Annotated in this window: 17 protein-coding genes and 1 pseudogene; 13 read left to right on the forward strand and 5 right to left on the reverse strand. The window is 40.3% G+C overall.

Going from position 1 to position 18,764, the window contains the following annotated elements; all coding sequences use genetic code 11:
* Positions 1 to 180 precede the first annotated feature (180 nt).
* The 4 genes from polA (at position 181) to RWZ99_RS03600 (ending at position 4,804) form a co-directional block, all read left to right on the forward strand.
* A complete protein-coding gene (gene polA / locus RWZ99_RS03585; RefSeq protein ID WP_314676398.1) occupies positions 181 to 2,820 on the forward strand; it encodes a DNA polymerase I in 2,640 nt (879 codons plus the stop codon).
* A 414-nt stretch (positions 2,821 to 3,234) separates the two neighbouring features.
* Positions 3,235 to 3,549 carry a hypothetical protein gene (locus tag RWZ99_RS03590; RefSeq protein WP_314676400.1) on the forward strand — a complete coding sequence of 105 codons (315 nt, stop codon included), beginning with the start codon at positions 3,235 to 3,237 and terminating at the stop codon, positions 3,547 to 3,549.
* Between the two features lie 188 nt (positions 3,550 to 3,737).
* Positions 3,738 to 4,334: a DUF6287 domain-containing protein gene (locus RWZ99_RS03595; protein ID WP_314676403.1), complete on the forward strand. Its 597-nt coding sequence runs from the start codon at positions 3,738 to 3,740 to the stop codon at positions 4,332 to 4,334.
* A gap of 269 nt (positions 4,335 to 4,603) precedes the next feature.
* On the forward strand, positions 4,604 to 4,804 hold the full coding sequence (locus tag RWZ99_RS03600; protein WP_314676405.1) for a Blp family class II bacteriocin: 201 nt from the start codon (positions 4,604 to 4,606) through the stop codon (positions 4,802 to 4,804).
* 143 nt (positions 4,805 to 4,947) lie between these two features.
* On the opposite strand, the gene mutY is transcribed toward RWZ99_RS03600, so the two are convergent.
* Together mutY and RWZ99_RS09385 are read right to left on the reverse strand one after the other, a co-directional pair.
* A complete protein-coding gene (mutY, locus tag RWZ99_RS03605; RefSeq protein ID WP_314676406.1) occupies positions 4,948 to 6,099 on the reverse strand; it encodes an A/G-specific adenine glycosylase in 1,152 nt (383 codons plus the stop codon).
* A gap of 920 nt (positions 6,100 to 7,019) precedes the next feature.
* Positions 7,020 to 7,973: pseudogene (locus RWZ99_RS09385) on the reverse strand (hypothetical protein).
* 218 nt (positions 7,974 to 8,191) lie between these two features.
* Between RWZ99_RS09385 and rpsF the strand changes: the two are divergent.
* The 3 genes from rpsF to rpsR are packed head-to-tail and all read left to right on the forward strand — an operon-like array spanning position 8,192 to position 9,293.
* Positions 8,192 to 8,482, forward strand: a complete 291-nt coding sequence (gene rpsF / locus RWZ99_RS03620) for a 30S ribosomal protein S6 (RefSeq protein WP_037602621.1) — start codon at positions 8,192 to 8,194, stop codon at positions 8,480 to 8,482.
* Between the two features lie 11 nt (positions 8,483 to 8,493).
* Complete coding sequence (locus RWZ99_RS03625; protein WP_314676411.1) at positions 8,494 to 9,012, forward strand: single-stranded DNA-binding protein; 519 nt, start codon at positions 8,494 to 8,496, stop codon at positions 9,010 to 9,012.
* A gap of 41 nt (positions 9,013 to 9,053) precedes the next feature.
* Positions 9,054 to 9,293 (forward strand): 30S ribosomal protein S18, encoded by a 240-nt coding sequence (rpsR, locus tag RWZ99_RS03630; RefSeq protein WP_000068665.1) that lies wholly within the window; start codon positions 9,054 to 9,056, stop codon positions 9,291 to 9,293.
* Positions 9,294 to 9,419: 126 nt separating this feature from the next.
* On the opposite strand, the gene RWZ99_RS03635 is transcribed toward rpsR, so the two are convergent.
* From RWZ99_RS03635 to RWZ99_RS03645, 3 genes are all read right to left on the reverse strand, one after another.
* Positions 9,420 to 10,301, reverse strand: a complete 882-nt coding sequence (locus RWZ99_RS03635) for a DUF4300 family protein (RefSeq protein ID WP_314676506.1) — start codon at positions 10,299 to 10,301, stop codon at positions 9,420 to 9,422.
* 116 nt (positions 10,302 to 10,417) lie between these two features.
* Positions 10,418 to 11,089 (reverse strand): DUF1129 domain-containing protein, encoded by a 672-nt coding sequence (locus RWZ99_RS03640; RefSeq protein WP_314676507.1) that lies wholly within the window; start codon positions 11,087 to 11,089, stop codon positions 10,418 to 10,420.
* A gap of 67 nt (positions 11,090 to 11,156) precedes the next feature.
* Positions 11,157 to 12,101: a magnesium transporter CorA family protein gene (locus RWZ99_RS03645; protein ID WP_037611177.1), complete on the reverse strand. Its 945-nt coding sequence runs from the start codon at positions 12,099 to 12,101 to the stop codon at positions 11,157 to 11,159.
* Between the two features lie 305 nt (positions 12,102 to 12,406).
* Here RWZ99_RS03645 and uvrA point away from each other — a divergent pair, with 305 nt between their 5' ends.
* The 6 genes from uvrA to RWZ99_RS03675 all read left to right on the forward strand — a co-directional run bounded on the left by uvrA (position 12,407) and on the right by RWZ99_RS03675 (position 18,716).
* Positions 12,407 to 15,232, forward strand: coding sequence for an excinuclease ABC subunit UvrA (gene uvrA / locus RWZ99_RS03650; protein ID WP_314676508.1), 2,826 nt, complete (start codon positions 12,407 to 12,409; stop codon positions 15,230 to 15,232).
* 92 nt (positions 15,233 to 15,324) lie between these two features.
* Entirely contained in the window at positions 15,325 to 15,567 is a 243-nt protein-coding gene (locus RWZ99_RS03655; RefSeq protein ID WP_314676509.1) for a DUF3923 family protein, read from the forward strand.
* A gap of 200 nt (positions 15,568 to 15,767) precedes the next feature.
* Positions 15,768 to 16,007 carry a hypothetical protein gene (locus tag RWZ99_RS03660; protein ID WP_314676510.1) on the forward strand — a complete coding sequence of 80 codons (240 nt, stop codon included), beginning with the start codon at positions 15,768 to 15,770 and terminating at the stop codon, positions 16,005 to 16,007.
* Positions 16,008 to 16,262: 255 nt separating this feature from the next.
* A complete protein-coding gene (locus tag RWZ99_RS03665) occupies positions 16,263 to 17,123 on the forward strand; it encodes a thiol reductase thioredoxin (protein WP_314676511.1) in 861 nt (286 codons plus the stop codon).
* Positions 17,124 to 17,182: 59 nt separating this feature from the next.
* Positions 17,183 to 18,004, forward strand: a complete 822-nt coding sequence (locus RWZ99_RS03670) for an ATP-binding cassette domain-containing protein (protein WP_314676512.1) — start codon at positions 17,183 to 17,185, stop codon at positions 18,002 to 18,004.
* Positions 17,994 to 18,716, forward strand: coding sequence for a hypothetical protein (locus tag RWZ99_RS03675; protein WP_314676513.1), 723 nt, complete (start codon positions 17,994 to 17,996; stop codon positions 18,714 to 18,716). The genes RWZ99_RS03670 and RWZ99_RS03675 overlap by 11 nt, the downstream gene beginning before the upstream one ends.
* Positions 18,717 to 18,764 lie beyond the last annotated feature (48 nt).

Below are 18,764 nucleotides of genomic sequence, written 5' to 3' on the forward strand. Positions count from 1 at the left end.
TAGGGCGTGGAGCTGGGAAATACTTGTAACAATACTGTTGACTGATTAGTTTGAAAGTTTTTCGATGGTCAATTTTCCTTGTGGCTTATTATTTATGAAAGATTATTTTACAAAACAGTCTTCTCAAAATAAGAGATTTTCAATCAAAACCAATGCACCCATCTATGCTATAATAAACCTATGACTAATCAGAAAAAATTACTATTAATCGACGGTTCGTCCGTTGCCTTTCGTGCCTTTTTCGCACTCTATAATCAAATTGACCGTTTTCGTAACAATAACGGCCTTCATACCAATGCCATCTACGGTTTCCACCTTATGTTGGACAACCTACTTGAGCGTATTCAGCCGACCCATGTCCTAGTAGCCTTTGATGCGGGGAAAACAACTTTCCGTACCGAGATGTTTGCGGACTATAAGGCTGGTCGTGCCAAGACTCCAGAGGAATTCCGTGAGCAGTTCCCTTATATCCGTGATATGTTGGCTGCACGTGGCATCGCCTATTATGACTTGGCCCAGTACGAAGCAGATGATATCATCGGTACCCTAGCTAAGATGGCTGAAAATACCAGTGAAGACTATCAAATTACTGTTGTTTCTGGGGATAAAGACTTGATTCAGCTGACTGATGAAAATACAGTCGTTGAGATTTCGAAGAAAGGTGTAGCCGAGTTTGAGGCCTTCACTCCTGACTACCTCATGGAGAAAATGGGGATTACTCCGGCGCAATTCATCGATCTTAAGGCCCTCATGGGTGATAAGTCCGATAATATTCCAGGGGTTACTAAGATAGGTGAAAAGACTGGTCTCAAGCTCCTCTTGGAACACGGTTCCCTTGAAGGAATTTATGACCATATTGATGAGATGAAGAAGTCCAAAATGAAGGAAAACCTCATCAATGACAAGGAACAAGCCTTCCTTTCTAAGACTTTGGCGACCATTGATACCCAGTCACCCATTGAAATTGGACTAGATGATACTGCCTTTAAGGGACCTGACCTTGAAAAATTGGCAGCCTTTTATGACGAGATGGGCTTTGTTCAGTTCAAAAATGCCCTTGGTGGAGAGGCTGTCCCACAAGATTTTGATGTGGCCTATACAGAGCCTAGCCAAGTGACAGCAGATCACTTTAGCTCTGACGATTTCTTCTATTTTGAAATCCTAGGTGACAATTATCACACAGAACCTATCATCGGTTTTGCTTGGGGTAATGACAAGCAGATTTATGCCTCTACAGATACTGACCTACTCAAATCAGAAGCCTTCCAAGCAGCTCTTTCAAAAGCTGTTAATATCTACGATTTCAAGCGTAGTAAGGTGCTTTTGAGCCATCTAGGTATTGACTTACCTACGGCGAATTTTGATGCACGCCTGGCCAAGTATCTGCTCTCAACCGTTGAAGACAATGAATTGTCAACCATTGCCCGTCTCTATACGGACCTACCGTTAGAAACAGATGAAGTGGTCTATGGTAAGGGGGCTAAGCGTGCTGTTCCTGAAAAAGAGATCTTGCTCAGCCACCTGGCTAAAAAAGTCAAAGTCCTGCAGGTCGCTAAACCAGTCATGCTAGAAAAGCTAGCTGAACACAATCAATCAGATCTTCTCTTTGACATGGAATTACCATTGGCAAATGTGTTAGCCAAGATGGAAATCGCTGGTATTAAGGTTAAGGGACAAACCCTTAACGAGATGGCAGTGGAAAACCAAGTAGTAATCGACAAATTGACCCAAGAAATATATGAAATGGCGGGCGAGGAGTTCAATATTAACTCGCCTAAACAGTTGGGTGTTATCCTCTTTGAAAAAATGGGGCTGCCTTTGGAATACACTAAGAAAACCAAGACAGGTTACTCAACGGCTGTGGATGTCCTTGAACGTTTGGCGCCAATTGCTCCAATCGTAGCTAAGATTTTGGAATATCGCCAAATCACCAAGCTCCAGTCTACCTATGTCTTGGGGCTTCAGGACTATATTCTTGAGGATGGCAAGATCCATACCCGTTACATGCAAGATTTAACACAGACAGGGCGTCTCTCATCAGTGGATCCCAACTTGCAAAATATCCCCGTTCGCTTGGAGCAGGGCCGTCTCATTCGTAAGGCCTTTGTCCCATCGACTGAGGACGCAGTGCTTCTAAGCTCGGATTACTCACAGATTGAGTTGCGCGTGCTTGCCCACATTTCGGGCGATGAGCATTTGATTGCAGCCTTTAAAGAGGGAGCAGATATCCATACCTCTACAGCTATGCGTGTCTTTGGTATTGAAAAGCCAGAGGATGTCACACCTAACGACCGTCGTAACGCCAAGGCTGTTAACTTCGGTATCGTTTATGGCATTTCTGACTTTGGTCTTTCTAACAACCTTGGCATTAGCCGTAAGAAGGCCAAGGAGTATATTGACACCTACTTTGAGCGTTATCCTGGTATTAAGGCTTATATGGATAATGTGGTTCGTGAGGCCAAGGATAAAGGATACGTAGAAACCCTCTTCCACCGCCGTCGTGAGTTACCAGATATCAATTCTCGTAACTTTAATGTCCGCAACTTCGCAGAGCGTACAGCTATCAACTCTCCTATCCAAGGAAGTGCTGCTGATATTCTCAAGATTGCGATGATTAACTTAGACAAGGCTTTGGTAGAAGGTGGCTATAAAACCAAGATGCTCCTCCAAGTGCACGATGAAATCGTCCTTGAGGTGCCAAACGACGAACTTGTAGCTATGAAAGCCTTGGTCAAAGAAACCATGGAAGCTGCAGTAGAACTCGCTGTCCCACTCATCGCAGATGAAAATGACGGCCGCACATGGTATGAGGCAAAGTAAAACATGAAAGAAAAATTTCCATTTACCTATTTTCTCTTGCGTTACATGCTGGGATTTCTAGCCGTTGTCCTAGGTATCGTAGCAGTATTGGTGATTATCACCTACTTTATGACCAAGTAGAAATAGACAGATGAAAGCTGGACTGAGGTCCGGCTTTTTTGGTGGCTCTACTTGTAATTACAAAGTATTACTGATTAATCTATAGATAATTTAATTAAATTTCTAATTTAATATAATTTAGAAATACTAAGTTATACCATTTGGTTCGATTATATAAACAATTAGAGACGTGAGAATATAGATTAATTTTTCAAAAAATACTCGACTAATAAACCATACAATTGTTAACATAATGTCAGAGAGATTTAAATGATTTAATGTTTTTATTAGGTCGTTTCTTATGAAAGGATAGTTATGAAAAAGAAATTAACAGGATTTGCGCTTCTATCAAGTTTATTCTTGATGACGGCCTGTAACGCAACAAATACGGGTGGTTCAGGCTCGAAAAAAAGTGCTGCTAAGTCTGAGCAAGTGAGTGGCGATTCGTCCGAAACCGAGGAAGTAAGCTACGATGAGCTTTATGCTTCAGTCTTGGATCTTTATCGCCCTATTGCTCTGACCGGTGATACATCAGCTGTTCCAAGCAACCTCTCAACTGAGGAAGCTTATTCAACTAATACGATTTTTGAAGCCAATAGAGTGGGTGAAAAGTCCAATATAGCTATGTAGACATCAATGATGATGGCTCGGCTGAACTTCTGATAGGTTCTCCTGACAGTGTTCATGCACTTTATTATCTTGATAACGATGACAAGCCTGTATTTGCCATAAGTGCTGGAACCTTTGCCAAGGGCGGTTACTTGAATACATTGCGTTTTTATAAAAATGGGATTATTTATTGTCAGTTATTTCATAGAATGAAGCCAGAAGCAAAGGCTGAGACCTATGAAATCAAGGATGGTGCCTTTAATCAGATTCAATCGGTTGATTTCAGCATGTCTGAGACAACAGACGGTGCCAGTAAGGTTGGCCTGGGTGATGCTCAGACTCTAGATTTGTCTTCCGAAGACTGGTATGACTTTGATGACTCAAGTAGCGACGATACAGAAGAAAGTAGTAGTGACAGCAAGTCAAACAAAGAGACAGGTATGGATATCAATGCTATTCAAAATGGGGATTTCTCAAGCATCGCTGGAACTTGGAAAAATGGTAAAGGCTATACGATGACTTTTGACAAGAACGGCTTGGTTAGTGATACAGAAAGAGTAAACATTGAAAATTCTAAAGTAACTGATGGCTACCTTAAATCAGGTACAGGTCCCAAATCTGGTGTTGGAGTTGGCGGAGGAGCGATAGCATTCTTACCTAAAGGAGTATCTCTGACAGGGGAAGTAACATCGTCACCTAATGAGAAAGTAGATGATCAATCAGATAAAAGTAAGGACCGCATCTGGGGTGGACAGTCACTTTATGGTACCACTGACGATAGTTACTTCTTCTACAAAGTAGACTAATAATTTACAAGCTGAAACTTGAAGGTTTCGGCTTTTTTGGTTCCCCATAGTGACATTTATGTCACTATTTTTTATTAGCAATCTTGCCTATAATAAAAACATAACTTAAGGATATAACCGAGAGCTAGCGACGGTTGTCTTTAAAATGAAAGGAGATAGAATAGACAGTTAATTTTAGGATATCTCTTAGTGGTTAGTGAGGACACTAAGTGATTTGCAACTCACAATTATCAAAAATAGAAAAAATAATATTATAAGGAGAAAATATATTGAAAACATTAGAAATGACACAACAAGTATTGACGCATGAGGAATTATCAGTGGTTGTAGGTGGTGGATGTAGTTGGAACAATGCAGCTAAGGCGGCCCTCGGAACAAGTATCATAGGTCTTGTCACTAGTGGCCCAGGAGGAGCCTTGTTGGGATTAGCTGGAGGAGCAGTAAGTTACGGAGCGTTGTGTTGGGTATGATTGAATTTTTGATGTCAAAAAATGTGACTTATTTGGAATTGTTTTATATCTTTTTGGGAATAGTTCTTTCAAAAGTATATCTTGCTTTACGTAGCCGTAAACACGATAAACTTGATGCATAAGAAAAAGGTTAGCACTCAATGCTATCCTTTTTTGCTGTCTTCATACGTTCTAATCATTTTCTTCTGTGGTGTGGCCATTGGGAACTGGTCGAAGTTCTCAGCTGCTACCCAGCATAGCTCCTTGTCAGTAGGAAGTTTGTCGTCTTTGACGATACCTTCCACCATCTCGATGGTCCATTTTTGGTGGCTGAAGGTATGTTTCACAGGTGTAAAATTATGCTTTGTCCAGCCTGGTTTGAGGGCATAATTTTCCTCGAAAACAGCTTTTTGTGAAACGGTTTCGAGGACACAATTATCATTGTCAAAAAGGCTGAGTTGTTGACCAATAAAGTCCGTCTCCATGATAGGGAAAGTCCAGAACCCCCCCAGTAGGCGCCCTTCGATATTCTTTTCGAGCAGAAATTCACCCTTCATATTTCTGATAATAAAAGCCTGAATTTGCATAGGTTTGGGCTTTTTCTTTGGCAATTTGATAGGGTATTTGTCATAGGTTCCATTGAGATAGGCTGCGCAGAAAAAACGGATAGGACTTTCATCGGGTCTAGGGTTTTTAGCTGATTCGATATCGGTCCCAAGGTCCATAAGTGCTTGATTAAAGTCACCTGGACGGTCAGGATCAATCAAAATTTCCATAATAGCTTGGAAAATCTTGCGATTTTTGGGGTCGCCGATATCGTAGTTAACTTCAAAGAGACGAGCCATGACTCGCATAACATTGCCATCCACAGCAGGTTCTGGGAGTCCGAAAGCAATGCTAGAAATAGCACCAGCTGTGTAAGGGCCAATGCCCTTGAGCTTTGCAATGTTGTCATAAGTATCTGGAAACTGACCAGCAAAGTCATTCATGATTTGCTGGGCGGCCTTTTGCATGTTTCGGACACGTGAATAGTAACCTAGCCCCTCCCAAGCTTTGAGGAGTTTTTCTTCTGGAGCTTCAGCCAAATCCTTAACTGTTGGAAACCAGTCTAAAAAGCGCTCGTAATAGGGAATGACAGTCTGCACTTGAGTTTGTTGTAGCATGATTTCACTGACCCAGATATAGTAGGGGTCCTTAGTTCGACGCCAAGGTAGATCCCGTTTTTCACGATCGTACCAGTCCAGAAGGGTACGACGAAAAGATGCGATTTTCTCAGCATCCCACATGATAATGCCGTATTCTTTTAAATCTAACATGTGTCTATTGTAGCAAAGAAATCTTTTTTCAAAAAATCTTGCGTCTTTTAGAGAAAAAAGATTGACAAAAGTAAGCGTTTACATTATAATAAAAGTGTAAAGAAGATAAGGATTCATCAAGGAGGTAAAAGCCATGGTGAGAGTCAATATTTCAAGGTACAAAAACGGAGACTAAGATCTCTAAACAAAACAGTAGGCAAAACAAATAACTTTACCAATCATCTCTGAGGAGCGTGGTCACATGACAGTAGGGCGTTACAAGAACGGAGATTAATTAAGTCGCATAAAATAGCTACAAGGGAGTGATACCACCAGAAGTCGGAAGCTAAAATCAAATCTGTTAACTTACGAAAAAGTGAGGTAAAGCTCATGAGAAATGTTAGTAGGTATAAAAATGGAGACACTTAAGCTGTCGCGTAAAATAGCTTAAGGAGTGATACCAATGCCAAACAAGTGAACTATCGACAATAGTTTAATGCTGAAATCTTGTAACAAAGTACCGAGGTGACGCTTATGTTGATGTTTGATGTAAGTCGTTATAAGAACGGCGATAAGTAGGTCCTCATTGAGTGGTCAGTGGGGAGATAGGTCTCAATCATAAGAATCAGGGGTGATTGCTATGATGCTGAACTTAGGACGTTATAAAAATGGAGACACTTCAAGTTATTGCACAAAATAGCTTAGGGAGTGATACCAATGTAATAGAAAATCTTAAAATGGTTAAAAATCATCTATAAGTTGATGGAGGTAATTTATGATTGCTAGGTATAAAAATGGTGACACACAATAGCTCCTCCTTATGAAAATATTTTTTACAAAATTCCAAAAGGATGTTCTAATGACAATTGAAGAATCTTAAAAGCTCATTCTAGCGTGTAAGAATGAGCTTTTTGAGTATGTTGATTTTTGGCGAAAGACTCTTAGTTCTTATTGTTTAACTGAACCTTTCGAAGCAAGGCCAGTCTTTTTTGTTCCTCTACTAGAGATAAAAAAATTTGGTATTGTTTTTGAAGATGTGGCAGGAAACTCTTGGGAATTTTGCTATCAAAACATAAGTTATCCAGAAAAATCGGTGCACTACCATTTCTGTAAATTTGGCCCTGAAAGAAGTAGTTATCAGTCACGATGTCAACAGAGATACGTGAAGATCGCCAACGGCGTTTCCGCATGTATTTGGGTTTCCAACGGATCTTAAGCTGTTGATCCTTGATATACCAGCCCATAATGTCGATTTTGACAGTTTGCCCAGTTTTATCATCAAAGTAGGTCACAGGTATACTCAGGACTTGCTGGTTCCGTGGTGAGCTTAAAAAAGGATGGAAATCAGGGATGAAATCGTAGTCTTTGCTAGACACCTCGGACAAGTTATTTTCTTCTTTCACCTTACCTCGATTGGTGTACTTGAAAAATTCAAAAACCTTACCTTGTCTTGCTAGTTTCTCCGACTCCAGTTGATACCTAGTTACCTAGTCACCTATATTCTTTGTCGTCTTGAGGTAACGCATGGTTTCTGGGTCTTTAAAATATAGAGCAACTAGATTTTTAAGATGGTGACTGGATGCCAGAAAGTGTAACTCATTTGGAAAAGCAAAAATTTGGATGTTGTAGACAGCAGCTAGGGGTACAGCTGCGATACCTGATAGGAGTTTGTCTTTTGTAAAGAGAGAGGCGGCATCAAAATGACTGGTGTGGCCAAGATTATGTGTCATGTCGACAACAAAGAGGTTATTGTCCTGTTTAAAAGTGATGATGTAGGTATCACTCTGCTCTGAGTTGTTAAGGTCAAATTCAAGAGAAGTGACAGGAATACTATAGTAGTGGTTAAAGATTGGAAGCCCTAGTTCCTCTCCTAATTTATTTTTACGGTAAAGCATTCTATTATTTTAGCATGAAGTTTGGCCTGAGAAAAGATAACAGATAAGGCTTAGTGTTTTCTGAGTGATTTTTAAGTCTCATAAAAATAGAACAGACACATTGACTTTTTTCTTGCATTATCCCCTATTCTTTGGTAGAATTATATCTTGTGAGTGCACCTCACTTACTCGTGGCGAAAGACCATGAGTCATTAGACCAAAAGAGGAGGAAAATATCAATGGCTAAATACGAAATTCTTTATATCATTCGTCCAAACATTGAAGAAGAAGCTAAAAACGCTTTGGTAGCACGTTTCGATTCTATCTTGACTGACAACGGTGCAACTGTTGTTGAATCAAAAGATTGGGAAAAACGTCGTCTTGCATACGAAATCCAAGATTTCCGTGAAGGACTTTACCACATCGTAAACGTTGAAGCGAACGACGCTGTAGCTCTTAACGAGTTCGACCGTCTTTCAAAAATCAACGGTGACATTCTTCGTCACATGATCGTTAAACTTGACGCGTAAGAAGGTAAATTATGATTAATAATGTCGTACTCGTTGGTCGCATGACCCGTGATGCGGAACTTCGTTACACACCAAGTAATGTTGCTGTTGCAACATTCAGCCTTGCGGTTAATCGTAACTTTAAAGGTGCTAATGGTGAACGTGAAGCTGACTTTATTAACTGTGTCATCTGGCGCCAGCAGGCTGAAAATTTGGCTAACTGGGCTAAGAAAGGTGCATTGATTGGAATTACAGGTCGTATTCAGACTCGTAACTATGAAAATCAACAAGGTCAACGTGTTTACGTAACTGAAGTTGTCGCTGACAATTTCCAAATGTTGGAAAGCCGTGCGGCACGTGAAGGTCACAGTGGTGGTTCATACAAGGCTGGAGGATTTGATAACTCAAATTCATTCGGTGGTGGAGCTTCAACTGGTGGTTCATTTGGTGGATCACAACCTGCACAATCTACACCAAACTTCGGTCGTGACGAAAGTCCATTTGGTAATTCAAATCCAATGGATATTTCAGATGACGATCTTCCATTCTAAGAATGGGCAAAACGAATTAAATATATAAAGGAGAAATAAACATGGCTCAACAACGTCGTGGCGGATTCAAACGCCGTAAAAAAGTTGATTACATCGCAGCAAACAAAATTGAATATGTTGATTACAAAGATACTGAGCTTCTTAGCCGTTTCGTTTCAGAACGTGGTAAAATTCTTCCACGTCGTGTAACAGGAACTTCAGCTAAAAACCAACGTAAAGTAACAACAGCGATTAAACGCGCTCGCGTTATGGCACTTATGCCTTACGTAAACGAAGACTAAAAATAATGCCCTCGCCTGAGGGTATTTTTTTCTGTCTTGATTTTGTAGACTTTTGTCATTTCTAGGGCTGATAGTGGAGAGATTTAATCTTGTGCTTTAGAGTAAAAGAAAAACCAACTGGTCTTCTCATTTATCTTGAGGAGCTAGTTGGTTGTTTTGTGGTATGAAAAATGCGTTTTCTAAGAAATCATCAAATTTCTGATCATTAACGAGGATATCAACATTGTCTTTGAAAACCTTGAAACGATTGCCTAACCAGTGTGTTTTGATGTCGGCCCAATTGTTGAAACGACTCCAGCGGTAAGGAAGTGTTGGATCTTGTTTTTCAAAAATATAGATACTACCATCTTTTTCGTAAGCTATAGCTGTGTGGAAGTTACTAACATCACCAGGGCTATTTTGAAAGACGGAGAGGAGTTTTACATTTTCTGGAAACTTGAGTCCAGCTTCTTTCCAAGCTTTCAAGAGGTCATCTGTAGACTGGTAGCTGATATTATCCCCAAAGAGAAGGCTATAGAGGGCTTGATCCTTGGTATTTAGCTCTTTGTGACGGGACTTGAGATCCAGAAATTCATTTTGAAGGGGGAGGTCCAATTTAGTAAGGTCCTCCGAGCTTGTAATGAGATCATGAAGGAGGAGGAAGGACGTCCGTCGGCAGTTCAAATCATCGGTGAAGTGAGATTTATTATCTTCAAACGTTTTTTCGTTAAGGAAGGTGACAAATTGATTTTGATCCTTGCCGATTTTGCTTGGGGTCCATTTTTTGACAACAGGCTGAAGATTTGTGTTTTCCTGATTGTAGCGGTCGATATAAGGAACTAGATTATCCCAGTCTTTTGTTGGAATACCCTTGCTTTTTAAATCTTTAGCTAGCTGCTTTTCCTGACTTGGGGTTGTCACATTGTTGAAACTATAGTAAGCCTGATAGCTTTTTTGACTAGTCTTGTGGCTGCAAGCCATAAGTAATAGGCAGCAAGTGATGATAAGTAAAGGAAATTTGATACGCATCTATTGGAGTTCTTTCTTTTGTCTATTAACTTTAACATTTTAGTATAGAAGGACCAGCTGTGTCAAGATTTCTTATGCAAAAAAGCACCCTCATGGGTGCTTGAGATATCGGTTGATTAAGATGCTGGTGCGTAAGTGCTTTGGACGTTGTAGCGACGTTTGAAGAAATATTTGGCAACACCAGCGATAACACCAATAATAAGGATTACAATTGGAGAAAGCCCAGGATTGAGATAGCTAGGAAGAAGGGCTGTAAGGCTGAAGAGAGCAAACCATGCAATGAAAGAAAGTGTAATAACGGTCATGCTAAACCACCATTTAGGACGTTCTTCTTTTGGTTTGTTATTATGACGATAGATATAGTGGTAAGGGGTATACATAGCAAGGCCACCAATAAATGAAACTGAAAGAAGGGTTGTGAGACCGTAGCTTGTTTGTGTACCTGAGAAACCAAAGATTGCATTCATAATAGCAACAATGGCTAGAAGGAATAGTGAGGTATCAAGCCACATCTTCCAAGGTGTTTTGTCTGTTTCTGGAATTTCTTTGCTAGGTTTTCCAGTTTCAGGTTGTTGGTGCTTTTCAGGAGAGAAGCTAGCTGCCCAAACAGTTGGGGCTCCAAGGAGTCCGCGGCCTGTGATTCCTTTTTTCTGATTTTCGATAAGTTCAGGAATAATATCGGCAAGAATATCTTTGATTTCTTGGTCTGACTTACCATCTTTGATGAGTTGGTTAGTTGCGATGTGAATAAATTCTTGGTTTTTCTTGGTGAGATTTTGGATGTCCATGAGATGACCTTTCGATAAATAATATTATTTTTAGTGTTGAAGTTTAGGGAAAAGAAGAGGCTCTATGTTAGAACCATTTTTTCCTGATAAAGTAGATAACAACGCAAGATGACCCGAAAGCCGCTATGAAGAAAATAACCCAAAAGGCATTATCTAAATCGTTTAGTGGCATAGAATTGTTTTTAAAGTTCATACCATAAGCGGAGAAGATAACGGTTGGGATGTCCAGAGCCATAGTCATGAGAGCGAGTGTTTTCATGATAGTGTTCTGGTTATTACCGATGATGGAGGCCGAGGTTTCAGCCATGGCGTTCAAGACATTTTCATAGATCCCTGCCATCTCAATGGCCTGTTGGGTTTCGACCAGAGTATCTTCCAAGAGATCCTCGTCCTCGATATATTTCTTCAAGCTAGAGGCGTTACCTGTTAGCTTTTTGACAATTCGCTCATTCATCTTAAGTGAGGCTTTTAGATAGACAATGGATTTTTCCAATTCCATCATATCAATCAAGTGCTCGTTCTTTGTCGCATTTTCCAACTGAGCTTCCAATTTATCGCTCTGACGGTCGATAGAACGTAGGGCGGTTAGGTAAAGTTGAGCATTGCGATAGAGAATTTGGAAGACAAAGCGTGTCTTCATGAAGGTATAGAAGTTACGTACACGGTGATTGAGGAAGTTGTCCATAAGGCTGATGTCCTCGAGGCAGGTAGTGACGACTACCTCATCGGTAACGATGATACCCAATGGAATGGTAACGTAGTAACTTTTGTTATTACGCTCTTCTTGGGTTGGGACGTCGACCAGAATTAGGGTGTAGTCATCTTCGACATCGATACGTGATGTTTCTTCCACGTCCAGAGGGGCGCGGAGATCTTGGATATCAATGTTAAAACGTTCTGCAACCTTCATGGCTTCTTCCTGGGAAGGGTTTACCAAATGAATCCAAGCACCAGGCTCGAATGTTTCAATTTCTTTGAATTCTTTTCCGGTGGATAAGAACATTTGTTTCAATGGGAACCCCTCCTTCGTCATTAGGTAAGTGCTAGCGTCTTGATTTTAAAAGGAATAGTGATAGTTTTGAGAATCGCTTTTCAGTACAAAAACGCTGCTCTTAGCTTTTTTAGTGGTGTCGAATGAGGCTTGGTGACGATGTCTCTTGCCTTTTTTACACACTCAACCATTATACTACATTTGAAACATTTTTGGGTTGGATAAATTGAAATTTTGTTATAATTATGAGAGAAGGTTGGGATGGATTTTCCATCCGTCTGTAGAAAGGAGTGGCAGTAGCTTGAGGGCTAGGGCCTCTTAAAATTATGCAAGATAAGTTAGTGATTCATGGAGCAAGAGCTCACAATCTAAAAAATATTGATGTGGAAATTCCCCGCGATAAGCTGGTAGTGGTGACCGGTTTGTCAGGATCTGGGAAGTCATCCTTGGCTTTTGATACCATTTATGCAGAGGGGCAGCGCCGTTATGTTGAAAGTCTCTCAGCCTATGCTCGCCAATTTTTGGGAAATATGGAGAAACCAGATGTGGATTCGATTGATGGCTTGAGTCCTGCCATCTCCATTGACCAGAAAACAACGAGTAAGAACCCTCGTTCGACTGTAGGAACAGCAACGGAGATTAATGACTATCTTCGTCTCCTTTATGCGCGTGTGGGTGTGCCCTATTGTATCAATGGGCATGGAGCCATTCAGTCGTCCTCAGTGGAACAAATTGTGGATGAGGTCTTGGCCCTTCCTGATCGTACGCGTATGCAGATTTTGGCGCCCATTGTCCGTCGTAGGAAGGGACAACATAAGGCGATTTTTGAGCGCGTGCAAAAGGACGGATATGTTCGTGTTCGTGTAGATGGTGAGATTTACGATGTTACAGAAGTTCCAGAGTTATCCAAGTCGAAGATGCATAATATTGAGGTGGTTGTAGACCGTTTGGTCAATAAGGACGGTATCCGTAGTCGTCTCTTTGATTCAGTCGAGGCGGCGCTACGTTTAGCGGATGGCTACTTGATTGTGGATACTATGGATGATAATGAGCTGCTATACTCAGAGCATTATTCTTGTCCAGTTTGTGGATTCACAGTACCTGAGTTGGAGCCACGTCTCTTTTCATTTAACGCGCCATTTGGCTCTTGTCCGACTTGTGACGGTTTAGGAAATAAACTAGAAGTTGATATGGATTTGGTTATTCCTGATGCTAGTAAGACCTTGCGTGAAGGCGCACTAGCACCTTGGAATCCTATCTCGTCCAACTACTATCCTGCCATGCTTGAGCAGGCTATGGAACAGTTTGGCGTGGATATGGATACGCCATTTGAAAATCTTAAAAAAGAAGAACAAGATTTGATTCTCTACGGATCTGGGGATCGCGAGTTCCATTTTCATTATGTTAATGATTTTGGTGGGGTGCGTGATATTGACATTCCTTTTGAAGGGGTCGCGACTAATATTAATCGACGCTATCATGAGACTAACAGTGATTTCACTCGCAATGTCATGCGTGGTTATATGAATGAACTATCATGTCCAACTTGTCATGGCTATCGTCTTAACGAAGCAGCGCTCTCAGTTCGTGTTGGTGGTGAGAATGGCTTAAATATTGGTCAAATTTCTGATTTGTCTATTTCTGATCATCTTCAGGAAATAGATCGCCTTGAATTGGGTGAAAATGAAGGATTGATTGCCCGCCCAATTATCAAGGAAATCAAGGATCGTCTGACTTTCTTAAATAATGTCGGCCTTAATTACTTGACTCTCTCTCGTATGGCCGGAACACTTTCAGGTGGTGAGAGTCAGCGTATCCGTTTGGCGACACAGATTGGCTCTAACCTTTCTGGAGTCCTTTATGTTTTGGATGAGCCCTCTATAGGGCTTCATCAGCGTGATAATGATCGTTTGATTTCAAGTCTTAAAAAGATGCGTGACTTGGGCAATACCTTAATTGTGGTGGAGCATGATGAAGATACCATGCGTGAAGCTGACTGGCTTATCGATGTGGGACCTGGCGCTGGTGCCTTTGGTGGACAAATCATAGCCTCAGGAACCCCAGAAGCAGTTGCTAAAAACAAGAAATCTATCACGGGACAGTATTTGTCAGGTGCAAAATCAATTCCTGTACCGACGGAACGCCGTGTAGGTAATGGCCGTTTTATCGAGGTTAAAGGAGCCAGTGAAAATAATCTAAAAAATGTGTCTGTCAAGTTCCCGCTTGGAAAATTAATCGCAGTGACAGGTGTTTCTGGTTCTGGAAAGTCAACTTTGGTTAATGGTATTCTCAAGAAAAAGATTGCCCAAGAGCTTAATCGAAACAGTGAGAAACCTGGGAAACATAAATCGGTGACCGGGATCGAGCATATCGAGCGTTTGATTGATATTGACCAAAGTCCAATCGGGCGTACTCCACGTTCCAACCCTGCAACTTACACAGGTGTCTTCGACGATATTCGCGATCTTTTTGCTCAAACCAATGAGGCCAAGATTCGCGGGTACAAGAAGGGGCGTTTCTCTTTCAATGTCAAGGGTGGCCGTTGTGAAGCCTGCTCTGGTGATGGAATTATCAAGATTGAGATGCACTTCTTGCCTGATGTTTATGTGCCTTGTGAGGTTTGCCATGGCACACGCTATAATTCTGAGACCTTAGAAGTTCGTTATAAAGGGAAAAATATTGCTGAAATTCTGGATATGACAGTTGATGACGCGGTTGACTTCTTTGCGGCTATCCCTAAGATTGCTCGTAAGGTGCAGACAATCAAGGACGTGGGGCTCGGGTATGTGACCCTGGGGCAACCAGCAACAACCCTATCAGGGGGAGAGGCCCAGCGTATGAAACTGGCTAGTGAGCTTCACAAACGCTCTACTGGGAAGTCTTTCTACATTCTCGATGAACCTACGACTGGTCTCCATACAGATGACATTGCTCGTCTTTTGAAGGTACTTCAGCGTTTTGCGGACGATGGTAACACGGTTCTCGTGATTGAGCATAATCTGGATGTCATTAAGACCGCAGACCATATCATTGATTTGGGTCCTGAAGGCGGTGTTGGTGGAGGTACTATCGTAGCTACAGGTACTCCTGAAGAGGTAGTAGCTGTTCCAGAAAGTTACACGGGGCAATATTTGAAAGAAAAATTGAAATAAAGGAAAAGGCTCTCTGAGTCTTTTTTTGCTTTAGGCTGGTTTAAGATGAGTTTGCTATTCTACGGTTAAGAGAAAACAAAAGGAGTCACACTATGGTTAAAAAGCGTTTTTTCATAGGATTTAACGGTATTCTTCTAGCCCTATTTCTAGATATTTGTCTTTTGATTAGTATTCGTACAGTTGATCATCATGGTCGTTTTCAATCAACAACTGATAAATGGGAAACCTTACTTTACGTTTCGGGAGTTTATGTTAGTTTTCTCCTTTTTGAAGTTATTTTATATTATATTATGAGACATCGTAGAAATAAACGGATTGTGGAACAAGTCATATAAGGACTTGTTTTTTCATAGCTATTTATGGTGACATCTATGTCACTATTTTTTTGAAACAGGAGCTTCTATAATAAAGGCAAGCCCTGTAAAGCTAACTGCTAAAAGGTTAGAAAAATAAGAGAGTAGCCGTATCTTTCGGTTTCAAATCTTATCTAAAAGATTGCTCAAGACCAGCTATTTTAGAGTTACCAGGGGTTAGAATGACACCTTTGAAAGGACCAGATATGGAGAAGAAAAATATGGATAAACAAAAATCAAATCTTATTAATGGGTTGACCCTTGTTATTGTGATTGTTTGGCTATTTATTGTAATGATGAATGCTACTTTAAGTTTTACAGAAGGCATCGCTTTTATTGACCATAGCCTTGTCTGGGCTACACTTTCATTGGCTGTCTCTTTGTTTGCACTTAGACTGGCAAGTAAAGATAAGGAGAAATGAGTTTACTATCTTTAGGCTGAGCTTGCTAACTCAGTCTTTTTTGTTTTCATTTTTTCTTGTGCAGGGTGACATTTATGTCACTATTTTTTATTTTAATCAGCTTTTATAATGGATTCATAGCTTGAACAAGGGGTGTAAAAGCCTTGAATTGTTAATAATGAAAGGAGACGGATATGGTTATCAGTGTAATGGTTCCCTTGTTATTGTTTTTGGGTAGGTAGTAAGGTGTAACACAATATTAAAAAAGGAGAATAGATGAAAAAAATACAATTTGTTTTGATGTCAAGCTTCGTTTTGGGAGCTTGTCAATTAGCAGCGATTAGTGGGTCGGCAGATGAGCTAAATGCTAAGGGAGCGACTACGGAACTAGCCAGTGATTTTATTGAGAATAGAGAAGCAGGTAATGTACAGATTTCTTCTGAGAAGGAAGCCGAGCAAGTGTCTGAGCAGGTTGATTCTAGTAGTGAAATCAAGGAAAATTCACTCTCTTACTTAGAACAGACAGAAGTTATTGAGGAGGGGGTTAGCCCTGAAGAGATTTCAGTTGAAACTTATGAAAAGAATCTTGAAAATGTGACACAAATTTCTTACAGCGATGTCACCAATATGTTGACTGAAGATGGTGGCGATCACATTCTGTATATAGGTCGGCCCAGCTGTTATTATTGCCGTCAAAACTCACCTGTTTTGAAGGATTTTAATACTTTAATCAATGGTCAACTCCTTTATTACAACACGGATTCGGATCAGTTGGATCGTGAATCTCGTAAGGTTTTATTTGATAAGTTGGGAATTCCGGGGACTCCAAGTGTGATTCGTCTTAAAAATGGTCAATTGGTTTCTGGCTATCTTGGCAGTGCACCAGATGCCCAAGCTATTTATCAGGCTGTCTTTGCTGGCGAAAATGATAAAACTGAGTTGCCAGAGGTAACTGAGACAGCATTAAAGGTAGAGGATTCTCCATCTGAAACACCATCTGATGATACTATCAAGGATGAAGCTGATGGGACTGTTAATCATACTGAACAATCTGGTACTAACTTGATATCTCAACTTAAGCAAGTGTTTTGGAGCCTGACAAATCCTCTTAAAAGTTTTCTAGGGAAATTCTTCTAATTTATATTTCATTTACCTTAAATTTTGGACGGGCTATTTGGCACAAAGAAAGGAAATACATGACAGTACTAGAGGTGAAGGGGTTAAACTACAGTTTTGGGAAGCAAATCATCTTGGATAATATCTCGTTTACGTTAGAGAAGGGAGATATTGCTGGTTTGATTGGTAATAACGGTGCAGGAAAGACGACTCTGATGAAACTAGTTTCAGGTATTTTGGCAAGCCCTAAGGATAATATTGACTTAAAAACTAAAACTGTGGGTGCCTTGATTGAAGCTCCAGCTTTATATCCCAACATGACGGTTGAAGCTAACCTTAAGTTTTATTGCAGGCTTTATCATAAAGATTATTCATTGATTGATTGCTATAAAGAAGATTTAGAGGTAGCAACCTATTTCAAACGCAAGGCTTCCAAGTTGTCCTTGGGTATGAAGCAACGTGTAGGTTTGTTTATCGCTTTAATTGCATCAGATGAATTTATTCTTCTTGATGAGCCTACCAACGGCTTGGACCCTAATGGTATTAATAGTCTTCTAATCTTGATTGAAAGGCTAGCTAAAAATCATGGTCTAACTTTTATTATTTCCAGCCACATCCTATCAAATCTTGAACAGGTTTGTACAAAAAACTATTTGTTGAAGAATCACAAATTGACTTGTTTGGATGATGATGCGAATGCCAAATATAAAATTTACACTGAGGATTTAAGCATGAAGTCTTTGATGACCCTACTAAAACTAAATGACCTTGCTTTTGAACGTCAAAAGCATGATATTCTGGTTAAAGGAATAGAAAAGATTAAACAGATTTTGGGACAAGAGGGGATTCCTTTCACATATGAAAAAGCAGGATTGAGTGAGGTACTTTTTAATGGCAACTAAATTGAAGACGGTATTTTTAAAGCAAGAATGCGTGACAAAGAGTGCCTTTATTTGTCTTGTATTGCCAGGGCTGATTGGTGCGCTTGTTATCTTATGTGATGGCTATAAGGGATCTTATCTTGGACCATCTGCGATTATAGCTAGCTATTCTTTCATAGTGGATATTGTCTTTGCTTACTTAGCTGTATCCAGTTTGGGAAGAGGATTTCAGAATCGAACGATTAATATGATTCGGGTGAGTGACTTATCTGGTCGAGAAGTGATTCTCCGAAAGCTTTTGAGCTTTCTTGTTTTATCCATAGTTGTAGCTACTATCTTGATTTTAGAGCTGATTTTTTACAAGTACTCTGTGCAGCATGTCGATTTTCCTTTGTGGGTTTATATCAGACAAATCTATGTTGATTTCCTAGCTTATGGGGCTTTTGTTTATATGGTTTCGACTTTGATTATCTTACTTTTAAAGAATACCTTAACAGCTTTTGTAACAGTCTATTTTGGGATAACAGGAATGACCTTCTTTACACTCTATTTGGCTAGTTTAGGGGATACTATGACTAGGCTAATGACTTATGTACCGTTTAGTTTTATGCGGGCGGTCTTTACTAGTGGTCAACAGTTCTTTAATCTTCGTGACAGCTTTGTTTTGTTTGCTTGGTCCCTATTTTTGCTCCTTTTGACGCAAGCTATTTACGAAAAGCGAGCCTATGTGTAATGCTTATAAAGTCAGGGGTTCACCTGGCTTTTTCTTAATGTCATCAAA

It is taken from the genome of uncultured Streptococcus sp., assembly GCF_963545685.1.
Classification (GTDB): Bacteria; Bacillota; Bacilli; order Lactobacillales; family Streptococcaceae; genus Streptococcus.

Coding starts and splice junctions, on each gene's coding strand:
- polA (WP_314676398.1), top strand. CDS start 181: ATGACTAATCAGAAAAAATTACTATTAATCGACGGTTCGTCCGTTGCC.
- RWZ99_RS03595 (WP_314676403.1), top strand. CDS start 3,738: ATGAAGCCAGAAGCAAAGGCTGAGACCTATGAAATCAAGGATGGTGCC.
- RWZ99_RS03625 (WP_314676411.1), top strand. CDS start 8,494: ATGATTAATAATGTCGTACTCGTTGGTCGCATGACCCGTGATGCGGAA.
- RWZ99_RS03675 (WP_314676513.1), top strand. CDS start 17,994: ATGGCAACTAAATTGAAGACGGTATTTTTAAAGCAAGAATGCGTGACA.
- mutY (WP_314676406.1), bottom strand. CDS start 6,099: ATGTTAGATTTAAAAGAATACGGCATTATCATGTGGGATGCTGAGAAA.
- rpsF (WP_037602621.1), top strand. CDS start 8,192: ATGGCTAAATACGAAATTCTTTATATCATTCGTCCAAACATTGAAGAA.
- RWZ99_RS03635 (WP_314676506.1), bottom strand. CDS start 10,301: ATGCGTATCAAATTTCCTTTACTTATCATCACTTGCTGCCTATTACTT.
- RWZ99_RS03660 (WP_314676510.1), top strand. CDS start 15,768: ATGACACCTTTGAAAGGACCAGATATGGAGAAGAAAAATATGGATAAA.
- RWZ99_RS03590 (WP_314676400.1), top strand. CDS start 3,235: ATGAAAAAGAAATTAACAGGATTTGCGCTTCTATCAAGTTTATTCTTG.
- rpsR (WP_000068665.1), top strand. CDS start 9,054: ATGGCTCAACAACGTCGTGGCGGATTCAAACGCCGTAAAAAAGTTGAT.
- RWZ99_RS03655 (WP_314676509.1), top strand. CDS start 15,325: ATGGTTAAAAAGCGTTTTTTCATAGGATTTAACGGTATTCTTCTAGCC.
- RWZ99_RS03665 (WP_314676511.1), top strand. CDS start 16,263: ATGAAAAAAATACAATTTGTTTTGATGTCAAGCTTCGTTTTGGGAGCT.
- RWZ99_RS03670 (WP_314676512.1), top strand. CDS start 17,183: ATGACAGTACTAGAGGTGAAGGGGTTAAACTACAGTTTTGGGAAGCAA.
- RWZ99_RS03640 (WP_314676507.1), bottom strand. CDS start 11,089: ATGGACATCCAAAATCTCACCAAGAAAAACCAAGAATTTATTCACATC.
- uvrA (WP_314676508.1), top strand. CDS start 12,407: ATGCAAGATAAGTTAGTGATTCATGGAGCAAGAGCTCACAATCTAAAA.